Below are 19,318 nucleotides of genomic sequence, written 5' to 3' on the forward strand. Positions count from 1 at the left end.
ATTGAATAATCTTCAATATGTAGAAAGATATTATGAAAAATAAATTAAAAAAATATTTGCTTTTAACTCCTTTATTAAGCTTGCCTATGGCTTTATCAGCTAAATGCAATGGAGAATCTAGCAATCATGGTGAAAATAATACTAAGTCAGTAAGTGAACTAATAAAACAATATAAAGAAAAAATTGACAAGATTGAAAGCAATTTTTTAGCTAAAAAAGTTAATAATTCTTTTCATTCGGATAATTCTGAAACAAAAAATTTCTTTAATACAGCTTTATATGAAAACTTAGTTAACAATGTTGCTGATGCTAATTCATCTTATGATATGGATAAGAAAATGCAAGAGTTTTATGACTTAGTAAAAAAAGACGAACAGGCCTATAAAACAGTCAAAAATAGCTTTTTTGACTATGAACAAAATTCACAGTCAGCTAAGATTACTAAGGCTCTTGTTGCAATAGTAAATGATTTAAATGTGCAAGTATTAAATAACTCAAATAAGTTTTTTGATGACTTTAATAATAAGAGTTCTAAAGATAATTCAAAAATTATTTACTATGCATATCCACAACTAAGTCAGTCAGCAACCTTTTTTACAAATAAAGAATGAAGCGAGTGAATCCAAGATGATTTTAGAGTTGTATATAGCTCATTAATAAACTATGATAAATCAACTTTAATTGAACCCTCACAATTTAAGTCAGACTTAATAAAAATCTATGATTCAAACACTGGCGCAAATTCCAACCATAATCACTCACATGCTACATATAGTATGATTTGAGAATTTATGAACTACCTAAATGCTTTTCATGAAATAGCTAATAAATTGAATTATGCTGAAAGTGTTAAAAAGATTAAAAGCGAATTAAAAAGCAAACCTGAATTACTAAAATTATTTGACCAATTAACCAGTAAAACAGACTTATTGGTAAAAAATTCAGAATTAAAGTTGCTTAATCCGCTTTATGATAAAGCAAGAGAAGCATTTAAATTATTAAATGATGTTAGAATTGCTTTAAAAAGAATAGCTGATTCATTAAAATTAGACAGTGGCACTGTAAATAAGATACTGCCTGCTTAAAGCTAGGTTAAAAATAAAAACATCAGCACTTAATTTGCTGATGTTCCATAAATGAAGGTTCAAGTGCAACATATGTGCTTGGCCTTTTTATTATAGCATTTTTGCATAATATGTGGCGTATGCCACAGGCGCCCCTTGTTTGAAATCAAGGGGGCGGGGGTTAAAAAATCAGATGGAACATCTGCGTAAACACTAAATAATGTTTTGTTATTCCCCCTTATTTGTAATTAAGGGGGTTAGGGGGATAAAATAACTAAATTAAATGTAAAAAATAACCATTCATTTTTTATGAATGTAGCTAATTAAATTATTTTGCTTTTAATTTAAAACGACACCATAGTCATTAGCTAACTTAAATAGTTCAATTGGTTTTTGCCAATTCAAAATTTTCCGTGGCATTTCATTTATTTGATTTACAACATCATCCAGTTGAACTTGAGAGATAGAATTAAAATCAAAACCTTTATGGAACATTCTTCTAATCATTCCGTTTCAATTTTCATTTGTTCCTCTTTGAAATGAAGCATACGGTTCAGCTCTAAATATTTTAATATTCAGCCATTTTCCTAATAAACCCATTCTTTCAAATTCTATCCCGTTATCGATTGTTATAGATTTGACAATTAAATTATGATCCTGGATTATTTTTTTAAGCTTTGAAATTACCAAAAAAGCTGATTTTGACTTGATTTTAACTGCGAATCCCATCCTGGTTTGTCTTTCAACAAGCGTTAATACATTATCATATCCGTTTGATCTTTTGCCTATAATTAAGTCGCTTTCTCAATGACCATATTCTTCTCTTAAATCAATATATTTTGGTCTTGCTCATATAGGATATACATAGTAAGAATCACCAATTAACCTTGATACAACTGATGCAGTTCTTTTCCCGCCTTTTTTATAAAAAATTCTCAATCTATCTCTAGGTTTCAATTTTCATTTTCTTGTCTTAATTCAGTTAAATATAGTCCTTATCGACGGTGATTCAATATCTGGAAAAGTTTGTTTAACGTATCGAGCTGTTGCGACAATGCCGTAAAATCTTTTATCAAATTTTTCCATAAAAAACTTTTCAAATTCAGCATATTTAAAATTGCTTGTAAATTTAAACAAGTATTTGTGCGAATGTCTATTTAATGCTTTCTGTTCTGCTATTTTACATTGGTATAAGCCGCTAAAAGCGGTATTACGTTTTAATTCACGACTTATTGTTGATGGATTTCTATTTAACTGTCTGGCTATTGATCTAATAGAATATCCAGATTTTATTTGAATTTCAATAAATGCACGTTCATCATATGTTAGATGATTATAATTTTTAGTATAATTCATATGAAAGTTTCCTGCTGCCAAGTGTGGAACTTTTTTTATTTAAAAATTCAAGTGCTCCACAATTAAATTTTACTTTAATTGGTGTTGCACTTGAACTTACAATCAAGCAACATCAGCACTTAATTTGCTGATGTTTTTATTTGTTTTTAGAATGCAAAGAACGTATTAGCATATCAAGCAGCATTGTTTGTGGCTATAATTTGCTTATCAACTAATACTACATAAGTAATTGCTCAGGCTGCTATAAGCACCAAGAATATATCTCTTCATGTAGGAATAATTAATCTATATTTAGTTCTCTTTGCATAAGGATTATATCCTCTTGTTTCCATTGCATTTGATAAGTCTTCTGCTTTTGAAAAGGCTGTAACAAACAATGGAATGATTAAGGTTGTAAATGATTTAACTTTGTCTTTAAACTTACCGTTTTTAAAGTCAACACCCCTGCTAGCTTGCGCTTTAGTAATTCTTTGAGCTTCTTCTAATAGTGTAGGAATAAATCTTAAAGCAATGTAAATAATCATTACAATTACGTGTGTTGGGATAAATAATAATTTAAGTGGCATTAATAAGTCATCAATTGCTTTTGATAAAAGCATTGGCTTAGTTGTATTAATCATTAAGCTTGTTGCCATTATCATAATATAAACACGCACAACTAAACCTAAGGTTCTGGCAATAACTTCTCAAGAAATGAAATAGCTTTTTCCTAAATGAATTGGAAGTGGATATCAGTCTTTTAATTTTTTATAATTCTCAGTTAGCGCTCCAGCAGCATCATATGGCTTTTGACCCATTGTATAAATATTAACTCAAAAAAGGAAGAAGCCTATAAGCAGCGGCATTATTCATAATCTTAAGAAAGCAGTGGCGCTTTTTGTTTCGATTAAGTACAAAATTCATAGTGGTAAAAGAATAATTCCAAGTGTAAGAAAATCTTTTGCCACAAATGTTAAAACAATGTAAATTATGATGAATATAATCTTGAATCTAGGATCCATTTTATGAACCACAGTGTCATTCATCATATAACGACCATAATTACTGTTCATCTTTGACTCCGCCTTTAGTTTTATTCATATACTTGTTAATAAAGCTTGCTAATTCATCAATTGAAGTAACTTTAGGAACCTTTATTCCTTTTGCTTCTAATTTAGAGACAAAATCTAAAAGTTTAGGTGGCTCCATGTAATTATTTTTTAAAAATTCAGTGTCTCTTAAAACATCATGAGTGTCGCCGTCTTTGACAATTTGGCCGTCTTTGAAAGCTAAAACCCTTTCTGTGTACTCTAAAACATTATCTAAGTCGTGAGTAACAATAATAACTGTTTTGCCTTGTTTATGGAGCTCTTTGAAAATATTTAGTATCTCAATTACACCGACAGGATCAAGTCCTGCTGTAGGCTCGTCAGCTATTATAAAATCAGGTTCCATAGCTAATATGCCAGCTAAAGCTACTCTTCTTTTTTGCCCACCAGAGAGCTCAAAAGGAGAACGTTTTAAAAATGATTCGTCTAGTCCAACTAATTTAATGTATTTTGCAGCTCTTTCAAGAGCTTCAGACTTGCTAACACCAAAGCTTCTTGGACCAAAAGCTATATCTTTTTCAATTGTTTCTTCAAACAACTGATATTCAGCAAACTGGAACACAACACCAACTCTTTTACGAAGATCTTTAGCTTTTTTAACTTTCTTTCTTCTGGTTGGTTTAATAACAAAACTTTCCATAATTTTTTCTTTTTCGCCTGTTTTATGGTTTATTTTGTCATTTTCAAAAACTCATTCAACACTACCAGCACTAGGTAATAATAAAGCATTAAGATGCTCAATAAAAGTAGTTTTACCACTACCAGTTTGTCCAATTACACCAACAAATTCGCCTTGCTTAATTGTGACATTAATATTGTCTATTGCATTAAGCTCATAAGGAGTTTTAGCTAAAAATGTGTGCACTAAGTCTTTAACTGTTATTTGCATATTTGATCTAATAACTCCTTTTCATTATATGTTGGCTTAACACCATTAATTTTCTCACTTAGCTTGTAAATAAAAGGAGAGTCAATTTTTGCTAAGCTTAAGATTTCTTTGTTGTTTAAAATTTCACTAGGAGAGCCTGAAGCTATTACTTTACCTTCAGAAAAAACTAAACAATAATCAGCCAGGATTGCTTCATCCATATCATGAGTAATTGAGATAAGAGTTTTCTTTCTTTCTTTTTGTACTGAACTAATAATATCAAGCACTTTTCTCTTGCCTAATGGATCAAGCATACTAGTTACTTCGTCGAAGATAATAATATCAGGGTCTAGTGCCAAAACTGAAGCAATAGCTACACGTTGTTTTTGACCGCCAGAAAGCGACTGTGGGCTTTTTTCTAAATAATTGCCCATGCCAACTTTGTGCGCTAATTCATCAATAATAGGCTTCATGTCTTTACGTGGAACACATTTGTTTTCTAGTCCAAAAGCAACGTCGTCTTCAACTGAAGCGCCAATGAATTGGTTATCTGGGTTTTGGAAAATAATTCCTATTTTACTTCTTATTTCTCTAAGTGTTTCTTTGCTTATAGTTGTGCCATCTAATTCTATTTTGCCATCAGCTGGTTTATATAAAGCTACAAGTAGCTTAGAAAATGTACTCTTACCAGAGCCATTGTGTCCTAAAATAGCAACATATTTGCCGCTTTCTATTTCTAAATTAAGTTTTTCAATAGCATTAGCTTGTGCGCTAGGGTATTTAAACATTAAATCAGTGACTTTGATCATAATGTGTTTATTATACTACCAAAATAGAATTGTCACTTTAGCTTTTTTAACTATTTTAAAGGCAAAAAGGAAAATAAAATGACGCAGCATTTGCGTCATTAGATAAAAGGAATTTAGCAATCGTTTTAGATTTGTGAATATATTAATAATTTTAAAAAGATGGAGATTTTTAAACTAATTCAATAATAGCCATAGGTGCGTTGTCACCTTGACGGTTTACTAACTTGTAAATTCTTGTGTAGCCACCATTACGTTTTGCATATGATGGAGCGATTGTGTCAAATAAGTGTTTAAGTACATCTTTCTTACCTTCTTCAACTAATGTTGGACGCAAGAAACTTGCACAAATTCTACGGTTTGCAAGAGTTGGGTTTTTTGCTTTAGTAATTAATTTTTCTGCATGTCTGCGTAATTCTTTTGCACGCGTAAGTGTAGTTGTTATACGACCATTAGCAAATAATTCACTAACTAATGTTCTCATAACACCTTTTCTTCATTTAGCATCACGGCTGTAAATTTGGGTTGGATTAGCCATTATTCATCTCCTTTATTAAGAGTGAAGCCATTTAGTTTTAAACATTCTTGAATTTCATCTAATGATTTTCTACCTAAGTTCTTAGTTTGTTCTAATTCTTCTCAGGTCATAGCTGCTACTTCAGAAGCTTTTGTCTTGCCAATTCTCTTAAGAGCATTTAATGAACGCACTGAAAGACCTAGTTGGTTAATATCAACATCATTTTCAATTGGTTCATCATTATTAATTCTTTCTTCTTCAAATACATCAATTTTCATTGTATCAACATCGCCAACAGTCATAAAGTGTGCTACTAAAATCTTGCAAGCTTGATTTATAGCACTTTTAGCATCAACTGTACCATCTGTTTTGATTGTAAAAAGTAATTCTTCTTCAATTTTGTTGCTTGAGGTATTTAATTCTTTAACAGTATAGCTGCATTTTTCAACAGGGCTAAAATTGCTGTCTACGGCTATAAATAAGCCTTTTTTGATGTTTGATTCAATTTTTGAAGCAAATAATGAATCATTTTGAATAAACCTTTTGTTGCTTTCATTTGAAATAAATCCTCTGCCAGGTCTTAGGAATAGTTCAATTACTAATGCTCCTTTTTGGATATTAGCAATTTCTTGGCTTTTGTTAATTATTTCAACTGAAGGATTGCTGATTTCAATGCTCTTAGATGTAACAACTCCAGGTTGTTCAGCTTTAATTGTTGCTTTAATGATTTCACCATCTTTAACAAATTCAGGATTGTATTTAAACTTAACTTTTCTTAAATTCATTATGATGGCTGTAACGTCTTCAACAATTCCTGGAATTGTTTGAAACTCGTGGCTAACGCCTGATATTTTGATTGCAAATAATGCTAAAGAAGTAATATTAGATAATAAAACTCTTCTTAATGCAACTGCTACAGTGTTAGCAAAGCCTCTTTCAAGTGGTTTAAGTGAAAATGTAACTTCGTTTAAATTGTTATTGATAGCAGAGTTACTTACTTGTAAGTAATCTAATTTAGACATTCTTTCCATAAGTGTTACTCTCCTTTGTTATTTTCTCATTTTTTCACGTTTAAGAATACGTTTTGGAGGTCTAGTACCGTTGTGTGGCACTGGAGTTACGTCTTTAATTTCTGTAACAGTGATACCAGATACTTCAATTTGTTTTCTAGCAGCATCTTTACCAGCACCTATACCTTTAAGTTCAACTCTTACGCTTTTAATACCATGCTCTTTAGCAGCTTCTGATGCTGCTTGGGCAGCTAAACCAGCTGCATAAGGGGTTTTCTTTTTGGTTCCTTTATAGCCAATAGCACCTGAGCTACTTCATGCTATAACGTTACCTAATTCATCAGCAAATGTCACAATTGTGTTTTGGTTAGTTGAGTGGATGTGTGCAACACCTTTAGTAATGTTTTTCTTTTTTGTTTTCTTAACAACTTTATTAGCCATAATTTATTCTCCTAAATTAACTATTTAGTTGATTTCTTACCAGCAACAGTCTTTCTAGGACCTTTTCTAGTTCTAGCATTACTTTTTGTGCTTTGGCCTCTAACAGGTAGACCTTTACGGTGTCTAATTCCACGGTAGCACTTAACTTCCATTAAACGTTTGATGTTTAATGAAACTTCTCTACGTAAATCACCTTCTGTGACATATTCCTTTGCAATTTCTCTAATTGCACTAAGTTGTGCTTCTGATAAGTCTTTAACTCTGATGTTTTCATCAATTTTTGCTTTTGCACATATTTCTTGTGCGCTTGTTCTACCAATACCATAGATGTAAGTTAATGAAATAACTACACGTTTATTGTTTGGTATTTCTATATTTAAAATTCTTGCCATCTAATTTTATCCTTGTCTTTGTTTGTGTTTAGGGGTAGAGCAAATTACCCTGATAACACCTTTACGTTTGATAATACGACAATCTTTACACATTCTTTTTACGCTAGCTCTAACTTTCATAAATTAGTTATCTCCTATCTATTGTGCCGATATGTAATACGCCCTCTTTGTAAGTTATATGGGCTTAGTTCAACATCGACTTCATCGCCAGGCAAAATTCTAATGCGGTTTACACGCATTTTACCTGAAATGTTAGCTTTAATATCTTGTCCACTTTCTAAAGTTACTAAATATTCATCAGTTGAATAGATTTCTTTGACTTTTGCTCTAATTTTAATAGCGTCCTTTGCCATTTTTTTATTAGATTCCTTTCGTTAATACAACACCTTTGCCGTTTTTAATTAAAACTGTGTGCTCATAGTGAGCAGCATTTAATCCGCTTGCACTAACAACAGTTCATTTATCTTTTTTGATATACACTCTATTTGACTTTTGCAAGATCATAGGTTCAATACAAATGACCATATTATCTTTTAGTAAAATGCCAGTGCCTTTTTTGCCTTCATTTGGTATATAAGGATCTTCGTGCAATTCCTTGCCAATGCCATGGCCTGTGTACTCTTTTGGTGTGTATAAATTATTATTTTTAATTACTTCGCCAATAGCATAACTAATATCGCCAACTCTAGCGCCAGGTTTAATTGCAGCTAAGCCTGCTTCAAAAGCTAATTTGGCTACCTTAATAATTTTGCTATCACTTTCAGTAATTTTGCCAACGCCTTTAGTAAAAGCGCTGTCACTTTTGTATCCGTGATAATCGCATCCTAAGTCAATTTTGACAATATCGCCATCTTTAATCACATAATTAGAAGGAATACCATGGATAAGTTCGTCATTAACAGAGATGCAAGCTGTAGCTGGAAAGCCATATAAGCCTTTAAAAGCAGGTTTTGCACCTCTTTTGATTATTTCATTAAAAGCATGACGATCTAGTTCTTTTAATGAAATTCCTGGTCTTACAAGGTCATATAAAACTGCTTTGACCTCTGCCAGGATTTGACAGCTTTTAGAAATTAATTCAATCTCACGAGCACTCTTGATTGATACCATATTAATTCCTACTTTACTTTGAATAATAATTTGATTTAAGCTTATTTTGTTAATGAACTAACAATTAAGTCAGCTAATACTTTTGGATCACTATCAGCATCAAAAACATGAATTTTATTTTTATAATGTTCTAATAATGGGCCAGTTTGTTCTTTATAAACTTTAAGTCTGTTTTTAATTGATTCAGGTGAATCATCTTTACGTGTGATTAGTTCAGTGCCGCATTTATCGCAAATATTGCCTTTGCTTGAAGGCATAAAATCGATATGAAAGCCTGCTTTACAATTTGGACAAAAACGGCGCCCTGATAATCTTTTTAGTATTAGATCTTCATTAGCACGAAGCTCGATTACTTCGTATTTAAAATAAGGAAGACTATCCAAAAACTCAACTTGCATAAGTGTACGTGGATAGCCATCTAAGATAACAATTTTACCAGATTTATTGTAATTTTCTAAAGCTTTAGCAACTATTTCATTAGTAATATCATCAGGTACATAGCCCCCTGATTCAACTATTGAAGAAATCTTTTTACCCAGCTCGCTGGCTGAAGCTATTTCAGCTCTAAAAATGTTTCCTGTTGATAAATGAACTAGTCCATATTCTTTAGCAATGATTGATGCAACTGTGCCTTTGCCAACCCCAGGAGGCCCCATAAAAACTAAATTATTTATATTTTTTGCTTCTATCATAATAAACCATCCTCAGTTTTAGGTAAATTGCCTTTGCTTGGCTTGTTTTCGGCTTCGTTGTCAAAAGCACCAGTGTAGCTAAGTGTTTTAGATTCAGCAATGTTTTCTGAAACAATTCTTGATATTCTTTTTTGTTTTGAAAGCTGGCTTGATTTTATTCTAGCTTTAAATTGATCAATTGTTTCAATTGAAACAGATACTAAAATCATCATACCTGTGCCACCAAAAGCCATCGCAGCTGGAATAGCTAGTGCTATAACCATTAAATATTGGAATGAAACTAAGATAACTAAGTAAAAAGCACTAAAGGTTGAAAGTCTCATGACCACACTAATTAAATAATCTTCAGTTTGCTCGCCAGGTTGAATGCCAGGAATAAAGGTTGAATTTTTTGTAAAGTCTTCAGCTATTCTATCAACACGTGATTGTTGTAAGCCCATAATAAAAGTGAAAAAGAACGTAAATATAACAAGTAAGCTTAAACCAAGTGGCTTTGAAAAGTCCATGTTTTCTCTAATTCAGATAGCTGCTGTGTTAGTATTAGGCAATATACGCGCAATTAATATTGGCAATGAAACAAACATTGAGGCAAAAATAATTGGCATAACACCAGCAGGATTTAGTTTTATAGGAAGCTTACCCATATCCTTTACACTTTTACTTCTACCAGCTCCTATTTGTTGAATTGGAATATGTCTTTCAGCCAAATAAACCATTATTATGACAAATAAAAGTGCTAAATAAACAAATAAATATGTTAGGAACTTTAAAACACCTACAACAATTGCTGAGCTTTCAGTATCACTTACATAAACTCCTCATGCAGTTTGAAACTGATTTGGTAACTGAAATGCTATACCAACAAAAATAATTAAGCTAGTACCATTTCCAATTCCTTTGTTTGTAATTTGTTCAGCAATAAATAATGAAAATAATGATCCACCAATTAAAATAAAAGGGAGCAAAAAGTAGGTAACTAAATTTTTATTTAAGCCATAGGAATCAATTCTAATAAAAGGGTTGTCACCACTACTTAAGGCTATAGTAAGCATAAATGACTGTGGAAAAGCAATAAAAAGCGTTAAGACTCTGGTAATTATGTTGATTTTCCGTCTACCTTCAGGGCCTGATTGTGACAATTTTTGCATTGCTGGAAAAGCTTTGGTTTGTAATAATGACATAATCAAGGAAGCATTAATAAATGGACTTATTCCTAATGCAACTAGTGAAAATTGTCTAAGCCCACCACCGCCAATAAGGTTTAGTGTGCTAAGAAATGTGTCATTGTCAATTGAATTATTAATATTACTAAAAGTAACAAAAGGAGATTTGACTGTAGTCATAATTAAATAGATAGCTAAAAGTGCAGCAGTATAAAGAAACTTTTTAGTAATTTCTTTTGTGCTTCATCACTCATTTCACTTCTTGCCAAATTTGTAGAAAAATTCGCGAATTTTTAGCCCAGAATTCTTCATATGCCTCCTTTTTTAGCCTTAAAACTATAGTCAATATTACTTATATAAAATATATGTAATATTATAATGAATTTAGTTAAAAAATAAAGTCTTTTTGCTGCTTGTTTATGTAAAAAATGATGTTTTAGAAAGAAAAATTAACTTAGATAATTTGCTGAAAATTATGACTAGTAAAATTTACTTATAAGGCTGTTTTATAGTATTATAAGGCAAAATTATTGTTGCTTGTTTTCTCCTTATTTTCTAAAAGTATTCAAAAAAATAAAAAAAGTGCCTGCGCACTAATATATTCTCTGAAAACTGAATAGTAATTTATATAATTCATTGAAATGTCTTAATCAACATCTCTACTTTTAAACCTTTCAATTTATTAGTACTGGTCAGCTCAACACATTGCTGTGCTTACACATCCAGCCTATCAACCTCATAGTCTATAAGGAATTTCAAGGGAATACTAATCTCTGAGGAGGCTTCCCACTTAGATGCTTTCAGCGGTTATCCTTTCCGTACTTAGCTACCCAGCTATGCTCCTGGCGGAACAACTGGAACACCAGCGGTACGTCCACTCCGGTCCTCTCGTACTAAGAGCGGCTCTCATCAATATTCCAACGCCCACATCAGATAGGGACCAAACTGTCTCACGACGTTTTGAACCCAGCTCGCGTACCGCTTTAATGGGCGAACAGCCCAACCCTTGGAACCGACTCCAGCTCCAGGATGCGATGAGCCGACATCGAGGTGCCAAACCTTGCCGTCGATGTGATCTCTTGGGCAAGATTAGCCTGTTATCCCCAGGGTAACTTTTATCCGTTGAGCGACTGCCATTCCACAATGTACAGCCGGATCACTAAGTCCTGCTTTCGCACCTGCTCGACTTGTAAGTCTCGCAGTCAAGCACACTTCTGCCTTTGCGCTCTACATACGGTTTCTGACCGTACTGAGTGTACCTTTGAACGCCTCCGTTACTCTTTAGGAGGCGACCGCCCCAGTCAAACTACCCACCACGCACTGTCCTCCCACCTGATTATGATGGTAAGTTAGAAATTCAACATAACAAGGGTGGTATTTCAAGGTTGACTCCACTGCTACTAGCGTCTCAGCTTCAAAGTCTCCCACCTATCCTACACATGTTAGGCCAAATTCCAATACGAAGTTATAGTAAAGCTCCATGGGGTCTTTTCGTCTTGATGCGGGAACCCAGCGTTTTCACTGGGACCATAATTTCACCGAGTCTAGTGTTGAGACAGTTGAGAGATCATTATGCCTTTCGTGCAGGTCAGTATTTAGCCGACAAGGAATTTCGCTACCTTAGGACCGTTATAGTTACGGCCGCCGTTCACCCGGGCTTCATTTCAACGCTTCGCATAAGCTAACGCATCCACTTAACCTTCGGGCACTGGGCAGGCTTCACCCCCTATACATCACCTTGCGGTTTAGCAGAGAGTTGTGTTTTTGATAAACAGTTGCCCCTCATAATTTACTGTGGCCTATGTGTTACCATAGGCGCCCCTTCTTGCGAACTTACGGGGTCATTTTGCAGAGTTCCTTAACACTAGTTTTCTCGCTCGCCTTAGAATACTCATCTTGGGGACGTGTGTCCGTTCTCGGTACAGGTTTCAATAACATTAAGTTTAGAAGCTTTTCTAGGAAGCATGGAATTGGCAAATTCAGACAATTGTCCTATGCATCATAGCTCCCGGTTATAGATTGCGGATTTGCCTACAATCACCAGTAACTACTTACCCCTAAATCCAATAATAGGTATGCTTATCCTTCTCCGTCACTCCATCACAATTAAAGAAAGTACAGGAATATTAACCTGTTGTCCATCGACTACGCTTTTCAGCCTCGCCTTAGGCCCTGACTAACCCTGGGTGGACGAACCTTGCCCAGGAAACCTTCCCCAATAGGCGTCGTAGATTCTCACTACGAATCGTTACTCATACCGGCATTCTCACTTCTTAGCGCTCCACTAGTCTTTACAGTCTAGCTTCATTGCCCTAAGAACGCTCCTCTAACGTACATAAATGTACCCGTAGCTTCGGTATCGTGTTTTACTCCCGTTACATTGTCGGCGCAAGGTCTCTTGACTAGTGAGCTATTACGCACTCTTTAAAAGATGGCTGCTTCTAAGCCAACTTCCTAGTTGTTTATGAAACCTCACAACCTTTCTGACTTAACACGATTTTGGGACCTTAGCTGACGATCTGGGTTGTTTCCCTCGCGAGCCGGGACGTTAGCACCCCGGTTCCGACTGCATAGCAATTCATAATGGTATTCAGAGTTTGATTATAGTCAGTACCTCTAGGCGAGGCCATTCCATATTCAGTGCTTTACCACCATTATTTAACACTACACGCTAGCCCTAAAGCTATTTCGAGGAGAACCAGCTATCTCCAAGTTCGATTGGAATTTCTCCGCTATTCACAAGTCATCCGGGCACGTTTCAGTGTACTACGGTTCGACCCTCCACTTAGGGTTAGCTAAGTTTCAGTCTGCTCATGAATAGGTCACCTGGTTTCGGGTGTACTCAAGCATACTAATCGCCCTATTAAGACTCGATTTCTCTACGGCTCCGCTTTTATCCGCTTAACCTCGCATGCTAAAGTAACTCGCCGGTCCATACTGCAAGATGTACGCCATCACCCATTAACGGGCTCTGACTAATTGTAAGTAAGTGGTTTCAGAGTCTATTTCACTCCCCTCTCGGGGTTCTTTTCACCTTTCCCTCACGGTACTAGTTCGCTATCGGTGTCTGGTTAGTATTTAGCCTTACCGGGTGGTCCCGGCAAATTCAGACAGGGTTTCACGTGCCCCGCCCTACTCAGGATACAGTCAAGAGATTTAATAATTTCACATACAGGGGTATCACCTTCTGTGCCGCTTCTTCCCAAAAGCTTCTGCTATTATTAAATTTTGTAACTCTATGTAGTCTGTCCTATAACCCCATTTAAAATGGTTTGGGCTCTTTCTCGTTCGCTCGCCGCTACTGAAGAAATCATTATTTATTTTCTTTTCCTCTTGCTACTAAGATGTTTCAGTTCACAAGGTGTCTCGCGTTATGTCCTATGTATTCAGACATAAGCAACTATGCATTACCATAGTTAGGTTTCCCCATTCGGAAATCCCCGTTTCATAGCATATTTCCAGCTCTACGAGGCTTATCGCAGGTAATCACGTCCTTCATCGACTTCCAGACCCAAGGCATCCACCACAAACTCTTCCTTATTTAAAAGTAGTAATTTTCCTATTGTTGTTAGTTTTAGATGTGTATTTTAAGACATTTCAATGAATCATATTATTAATATGACTTACTCGATGAATCAAAACAAATTAACCATTAATTTGATTTTTGATGTCGTTGTAAATATCGAAAAATATTTTACTATTCAGTTTTCAAAGAACATATGAGAGAAATGTTCTCTCAAAACTAGATATATAGCTTTTGACCTATTAATAAAAGCCATGACAATATTAAATAAAACAGGTCTATTGATTTTGGTTATAAGTCTTTTTATAGTATTAAAAGACAAGTGTACTCCGTAGAAAGGAGGTAATCCATCCCCACGTTCTCGTAGGGATACCTTGTTACGACTTAACCCCAGTCACCAGTCCTGCCTTAGGCAGTTTCTTAATAAACCGACTTCGGGCATTACCAGCTCCCATGGTTTGACGGGCGGTGTGTACAAGACCCGAGAACGTATTCACCGTAGCGTAGCTGATCTACGATTACTAGCGATTCCGACTTCATGAAGTCGAGTTGCAGACTTCAATCCGAACTGAGAACGGTTTTTTGAGGTTTGCTCCATGTCACCACTTCGCTTCTCTTTGTACCGTCCATTGTAGCACGTGTGTAGCCCCACTCGTAAGAGGCATGATGATTTGACGTCGTCCCCACCTTCCTCCCGATTACTCGGGCAGTCTCCTTAGAGTGCTCAACTAAATGGTAGTAACTAAGGATAAGGGTTGCGCTCGTTGCAGGACTTAACCGAACATCTCACGACACGAGCTGACGACAACCATGCACCATCTGTCATTCTGTTAACCTCCACTATGTCTCCATAGCTTTGCAGAAGATGTCAAGAGTGGGTAAGGTTCTACGCGTATCTTCAAATTAAACCACATGCTCCACCGCTTGTGCGGATCCCCGTCAATTCCTTTAAGTTTTATTCTTGCGAACGTACTACTCAGGCGGATCATTTAATGCGTTAGCTGCGTCGATGAGTTCCCCATCAACTAATGATCATCGTTTAGGGCGTGGACTACCAGGGTATCTAATCCTGTTTGCTCCCCACGCTTTCGTCTCTCAGTGTCAGTGTATGCCCAGTTAGCTGCCTTCGCCATATTGATGTTCTTCCTTATATCTACGCATTTCACCGCTTCACAAGGAATTCCGCTAACCTCTACATAACTCTAGTCTGCCAGTATCCAACGCGTTTTGGGGTTGAGCCCCAAAATTTAACGCCAGACTTAACAAACAACCTACAGACGCTTTACGCCCAATAATTTCGGATAACGCTTGCAACCTATGTATTACCGCGGCTGCTGGCACATAGTTAGCCGTTGCTTTCTAATCAGGTACCGTCAAGGTAGCGTCATTTCCTACGCTACTTTTTCTTCCCTAACCACAGCAGTTTACAACCCATAGGGCCTTCATCCTGCACGCTGTGTCGCTCCATCAGACTTTCGTCCATTGTGGAATATTCCCTACTGCTGCCTCCCGTAGGAGTCTGGGCCGTATCTCAGTCCCAGTGTGGCGGATCAATCTCTCAACCCCGCTAAACATCATCGCCTTGGTGGGCCGTTACCTCACCAACTAGCTAATGTTGCGCACTCCGATCTTCTAGCGAAGCAAACGCTTCCTTTTATATTACTTTCATGCAAAAATAATAAGTATTCGGTATTATCGGATGTTTCCATCCGCTATCCCAATCTAAAAGGTACGTTGAGTACGTGTTACTCACCCATTCGCCGCTATGATATTGCTATCATCGCTCGACATGCATGTATTAGGCACACAGCCAGCGTTCATCCTGAGCCAGGATCAAACTCTCGAAAAAATTGACTGTCATGTTTATATATATCTAGTTTTCAAAGAACATTTTTTTAACCTTCAAAAAGGTTGCCTATTTATTATACATTAACATTTATTTTTTATAAATATTTTTAAATATTTTTTTATGTAACTAAAAACAAATATTATGCAGCTTTTTCAGAGAGTTTTTTTATTAGATAAATGAAGGCAAAAAGTCTTATTTGCTAATAAAAAAAGTGCCTGCGCACTAATATATTCTCTGAAAACTGAATAGTAATTTATATAATTCATTGAAATGTCTTAATCAACATCTCTACTTTTAAACCTTTCAATTTATTAGTACTGGTCAGCTCAACACATTGCTGTGCTTACACATCCAGCCTATCAACCTCATAGTCTATAAGGAATTTCAAGGGAATACTAATCTCTGAGGAGGCTTCCCACTTAGATGCTTTCAGCGGTTATCCTTTCCGTACTTAGCTACCCAGCTATGCTCCTGGCGGAACAACTGGAACACCAGCGGTACGTCCACTCCGGTCCTCTCGTACTAAGAGCGGCTCTCATCAATATTCCAACGCCCACATCAGATAGGGACCAAACTGTCTCACGACGTTTTGAACCCAGCTCGCGTACCGCTTTAATGGGCGAACAGCCCAACCCTTGGAACCGACTCCAGCTCCAGGATGCGATGAGCCGACATCGAGGTGCCAAACCTTGCCGTCGATGTGATCTCTTGGGCAAGATTAGCCTGTTATCCCCAGGGTAACTTTTATCCGTTGAGCGACTGCCATTCCACAATGTACAGCCGGATCACTAAGTCCTGCTTTCGCACCTGCTCGACTTGTAAGTCTCGCAGTCAAGCACACTTCTGCCTTTGCGCTCTACATACGGTTTCTGACCGTACTGAGTGTACCTTTGAACGCCTCCGTTACTCTTTAGGAGGCGACCGCCCCAGTCAAACTACCCACCACGCACTGTCCTCCCACCTGATTATGATGGTAAGTTAGAAATTCAACATAACAAGGGTGGTATTTCAAGGTTGACTCCACTGCTACTAGCGTCTCAGCTTCAAAGTCTCCCACCTATCCTACACATGTTAGGCCAAATTCCAATACGAAGTTATAGTAAAGCTCCATGGGGTCTTTTCGTCTTGATGCGGGAACCCAGCGTTTTCACTGGGACCATAATTTCACCGAGTCTAGTGTTGAGACAGTTGAGAGATCATTATGCCTTTCGTGCAGGTCAGTATTTAGCCGACAAGGAATTTCGCTACCTTAGGACCGTTATAGTTACGGCCGCCGTTCACCCGGGCTTCATTTCAACGCTTCGCATAAGCTAACGCATCCACTTAACCTTCGGGCACTGGGCAGGCTTCACCCCCTATACATCACCTTGCGGTTTAGCAGAGAGTTGTGTTTTTGATAAACAGTTGCCCCTCATAATTTACTGTGGCCTATGTGTTACCATAGGCGCCCCTTCTTGCGAACTTACGGGGTCATTTTGCAGAGTTCCTTAACACTAGTTTTCTCGCTCGCCTTAGAATACTCATCTTGGGGACGTGTGTCCGTTCTCGGTACAGGTTTCAATAACATTAAGTTTAGAAGCTTTTCTAGGAAGCATGGAATTGGCAAATTCAGACAATTGTCCTATGCATCATAGCTCCCGGTTATAGATTGCGGATTTGCCTACAATCACCAGTAACTACTTACCCCTAAATCCAATAATAGGTATGCTTATCCTTCTCCGTCACTCCATCACAATTAAAGAAAGTACAGGAATATTAACCTGTTGTCCATCGACTACGCTTTTCAGCCTCGCCTTAGGCCCTGACTAACCCTGGGTGGACGAACCTTGCCCAGGAAACCTTCCCCAATAGGCGTCGTAGATTCTCACTACGAATCGTTACTCATACCGGCATTCTCACTTCTTAGCGCTCCACTAGTCTTTACAGTCTAGCTTCATTGCCCTAAGAACGCTCCTCTAACGTACATAAATGTACCCGTAGCTTCGGTATCGTGTTTTACTCCCGTTACATTGTCGGCGCAAGGTCTCTTGACTAGTGAGCTATTACGCACTCTTTAAAAGATGGCTGCTTCTAAGCCAACTTCCTAGTTGTTTATGAAACCTCACAACCTTTCTGACTTAACACGATTTTGGGACCTTAGCTGACGATCTGGGTTGTTTCCCTCGCGAGCCGGGACGTTAGCACCCCGGTTCCGACTGCATAGCAATTCATAATGGTATTCAGAGTTTGATTATAGTCAGTACCTCTAGGCGAGGCCATTCCATATTCAGTGCTTTACCACCATTATTTAACACTACACGCTAGCCCTAAAGCTATTTCGAGGAGAACCAGCTATCTCCAAGTTCGATTGGAATTTCTCCGCTATTCACAAGTCATCCGGGCACGTTTCAGTGTACTACGGTTCGACCCTCCACTTAGGGTTAGCTAAGTTTCAGTCTGCTCATGAATAGGTCACCTGGTTTCGGGTGTACTCAAGCATACTAATCGCCCTATTAAGACTCGATTTCTCTACGGCTCCGCTTTTATCCGCTTAACCTCGCATGCTAAAGTAACTCGCCGGTCCATACTGCAAGATGTACGCCATCACCCATTAACGGGCTCTGACTAATTGTAAGTAAGTGGTTTCAGAGTCTATTTCACTCCCCTCTCGGGGTTCTTTTCACCTTTCCCTCACGGTACTAGTTCGCTATCGGTGTCTGGTTAGTATTTAGCCTTACCGGGTGGTCCCGGCAAATTCAGACAGGGTTTCACGTGCCCCGCCCTACTCAGGATACAGTCAAGAGATTTAATAATTTCGCATACAGGGGTATCACCTTCTGTGCCGCTTCTTCCCAAAAGCTTCTGCTATTATTAAATTTTGTAACTCTATGTAGTCTGTCCTATAACCCCATTTAAAATGGTTTGGGCTCTTTCTCGTTCGCTCGCCGCTACTAAAGAAATCATTATTTATTTTCTTTTCCTCTTGCTACTAAGATGTTTCAGTTCACAAGGTGTCTCGCGTTATGTCCTATGTATTCAGACATAAGCAACTATGCATTACCATAGTTAGGTTTCCCCATTCGGAAATCCCCGTTTCATAGCACATTTCCAGCTCTACGAGGCTTATCGCAGGTAATCACGTCCTTCATCGACTTCCAGACCCAAGGCATCCACCACAAACTCTTCCTTATTTAAAAGTAGTATTTTCCTATTGTTGTTAGTTTTAGATGTGTATTTTAAGACATTTCAATGAATCATATTATTAATATGACTTACTCGATGAATCAAAACAAATTAACCATTAATTTGATTTTTGATGTCGTTGTAAATATCGAAAAATATTTTACTATTCAGTTTTCAAAGAACATATGAGAGAAATGTTCTCTCAAAACTAGATATATAACTTTTGACCTATTAATAAAAGCCATGACAATATTAAATAAAACAGGTCTATTGATTT

The 19,318-nt window shown here is 36.8% G+C and carries 14 protein-coding genes and 3 rRNA genes; 1 reads left to right on the top strand and 16 read right to left on the bottom strand.

The features are described 5' to 3' along the window. Positions 1-32: 32 nt before the first annotated feature. Positions 33-1,085, top strand: coding sequence for an MAG5150 family histidine triad lipoprotein (locus MAGA_RS02805; protein ID WP_013022145.1), 1,053 nt, complete (start codon positions 33-35; stop codon positions 1,083-1,085). 318 nt (positions 1,086-1,403) lie between these two features. Here MAGA_RS02805 and MAGA_RS02810 read toward each other — a convergent pair whose 3' ends face one another. From MAGA_RS02810 to MAGA_RS02885, 16 genes are all read right to left on the bottom strand, one after another. Continuing rightward, positions 1,404-2,420 (bottom strand): IS30 family transposase, encoded by a 1,017-nt coding sequence (locus tag MAGA_RS02810; RefSeq protein WP_013021817.1) that lies wholly within the window; start codon positions 2,418-2,420, stop codon positions 1,404-1,406. A gap of 146 nt (positions 2,421-2,566) precedes the next feature. Further along, entirely contained in the window at positions 2,567-3,472 is a 906-nt protein-coding gene (locus MAGA_RS02815; RefSeq protein WP_013022146.1) for an energy-coupling factor transporter transmembrane component T family protein, read from the bottom strand. Beyond that, positions 3,462-4,397 (bottom strand): energy-coupling factor transporter ATPase, encoded by a 936-nt coding sequence (locus MAGA_RS02820; protein ID WP_013022147.1) that lies wholly within the window; start codon positions 4,395-4,397, stop codon positions 3,462-3,464. The genes MAGA_RS02815 and MAGA_RS02820 overlap by 11 nt, the downstream gene beginning before the upstream one ends. Beyond that, positions 4,388-5,185 (bottom strand): energy-coupling factor transporter ATPase, encoded by a 798-nt coding sequence (locus tag MAGA_RS02825; RefSeq protein ID WP_013022148.1) that lies wholly within the window; start codon positions 5,183-5,185, stop codon positions 4,388-4,390. The genes MAGA_RS02820 and MAGA_RS02825 overlap by 10 nt, the downstream gene beginning before the upstream one ends. A gap of 169 nt (positions 5,186-5,354) precedes the next feature. Then, positions 5,355-5,720: a 50S ribosomal protein L17 gene (rplQ, locus tag MAGA_RS02830; protein ID WP_004023931.1), complete on the bottom strand. Its 366-nt coding sequence runs from the start codon at positions 5,718-5,720 to the stop codon at positions 5,355-5,357. Beyond that, a complete protein-coding gene (locus MAGA_RS02835; RefSeq protein WP_013022149.1) occupies positions 5,720-6,730 on the bottom strand; it encodes a DNA-directed RNA polymerase subunit alpha in 1,011 nt (336 codons plus the stop codon). The genes rplQ and MAGA_RS02835 overlap by 1 nt, the downstream gene beginning before the upstream one ends. An 18-nt stretch (positions 6,731-6,748) precedes the next feature. Beyond that, positions 6,749-7,150, bottom strand: a complete 402-nt coding sequence (gene rpsK, locus MAGA_RS02840) for a 30S ribosomal protein S11 (protein WP_004023933.1) — start codon at positions 7,148-7,150, stop codon at positions 6,749-6,751. A gap of 20 nt (positions 7,151-7,170) precedes the next feature. Then, positions 7,171-7,542 carry a 30S ribosomal protein S13 gene (gene rpsM, locus MAGA_RS02845; protein ID WP_004023934.1) on the bottom strand — a complete coding sequence of 124 codons (372 nt, stop codon included), beginning with the start codon at positions 7,540-7,542 and terminating at the stop codon, positions 7,171-7,173. Between the two features lie 6 nt (positions 7,543-7,548). After that, complete coding sequence (rpmJ, locus tag MAGA_RS02850; protein WP_004023935.1) at positions 7,549-7,662, bottom strand: 50S ribosomal protein L36; 114 nt, start codon at positions 7,660-7,662, stop codon at positions 7,549-7,551. A gap of 14 nt (positions 7,663-7,676) precedes the next feature. Further along, complete coding sequence (gene infA, locus MAGA_RS02855; protein WP_004023936.1) at positions 7,677-7,895, bottom strand: translation initiation factor IF-1; 219 nt, start codon at positions 7,893-7,895, stop codon at positions 7,677-7,679. A gap of 7 nt (positions 7,896-7,902) precedes the next feature. Beyond that, positions 7,903-8,652, bottom strand: a complete 750-nt coding sequence (gene map / locus MAGA_RS02860) for a type I methionyl aminopeptidase (protein ID WP_013022150.1) — start codon at positions 8,650-8,652, stop codon at positions 7,903-7,905. 41 nt (positions 8,653-8,693) lie between these two features. Further along, positions 8,694-9,344, bottom strand: coding sequence for an adenylate kinase family protein (locus tag MAGA_RS02865; RefSeq protein WP_041308759.1), 651 nt, complete (start codon positions 9,342-9,344; stop codon positions 8,694-8,696). Continuing rightward, complete coding sequence (gene secY, locus MAGA_RS02870) at positions 9,338-10,819, bottom strand: preprotein translocase subunit SecY (RefSeq protein ID WP_013022151.1); 1,482 nt, start codon at positions 10,817-10,819, stop codon at positions 9,338-9,340. The genes MAGA_RS02865 and secY overlap by 7 nt, the downstream gene beginning before the upstream one ends. A gap of 349 nt (positions 10,820-11,168) precedes the next feature. After that, positions 11,169-14,054: ribosomal RNA gene (locus MAGA_RS02875) — 23S ribosomal RNA — on the bottom strand. 311 nt (positions 14,055-14,365) lie between these two features. Then, positions 14,366-15,879, bottom strand: a 16S ribosomal RNA gene (locus MAGA_RS02880). Positions 15,880-16,169: 290 nt separating this feature from the next. Further along, positions 16,170-19,055 (bottom strand): 23S ribosomal RNA (locus tag MAGA_RS02885). The 16S and 23S rRNA genes sit together here, the layout of an rRNA operon. Between the last annotated feature and the right edge of the window lie 263 nt (positions 19,056-19,318).

It is taken from the genome of Mycoplasmopsis agalactiae (genome assembly GCF_000089865.1).
In the GTDB taxonomy this organism is placed as follows: Bacteria; Bacillota_I; Bacilli_A; order Mycoplasmatales; family Metamycoplasmataceae; genus Mycoplasmopsis; species Mycoplasmopsis agalactiae_B.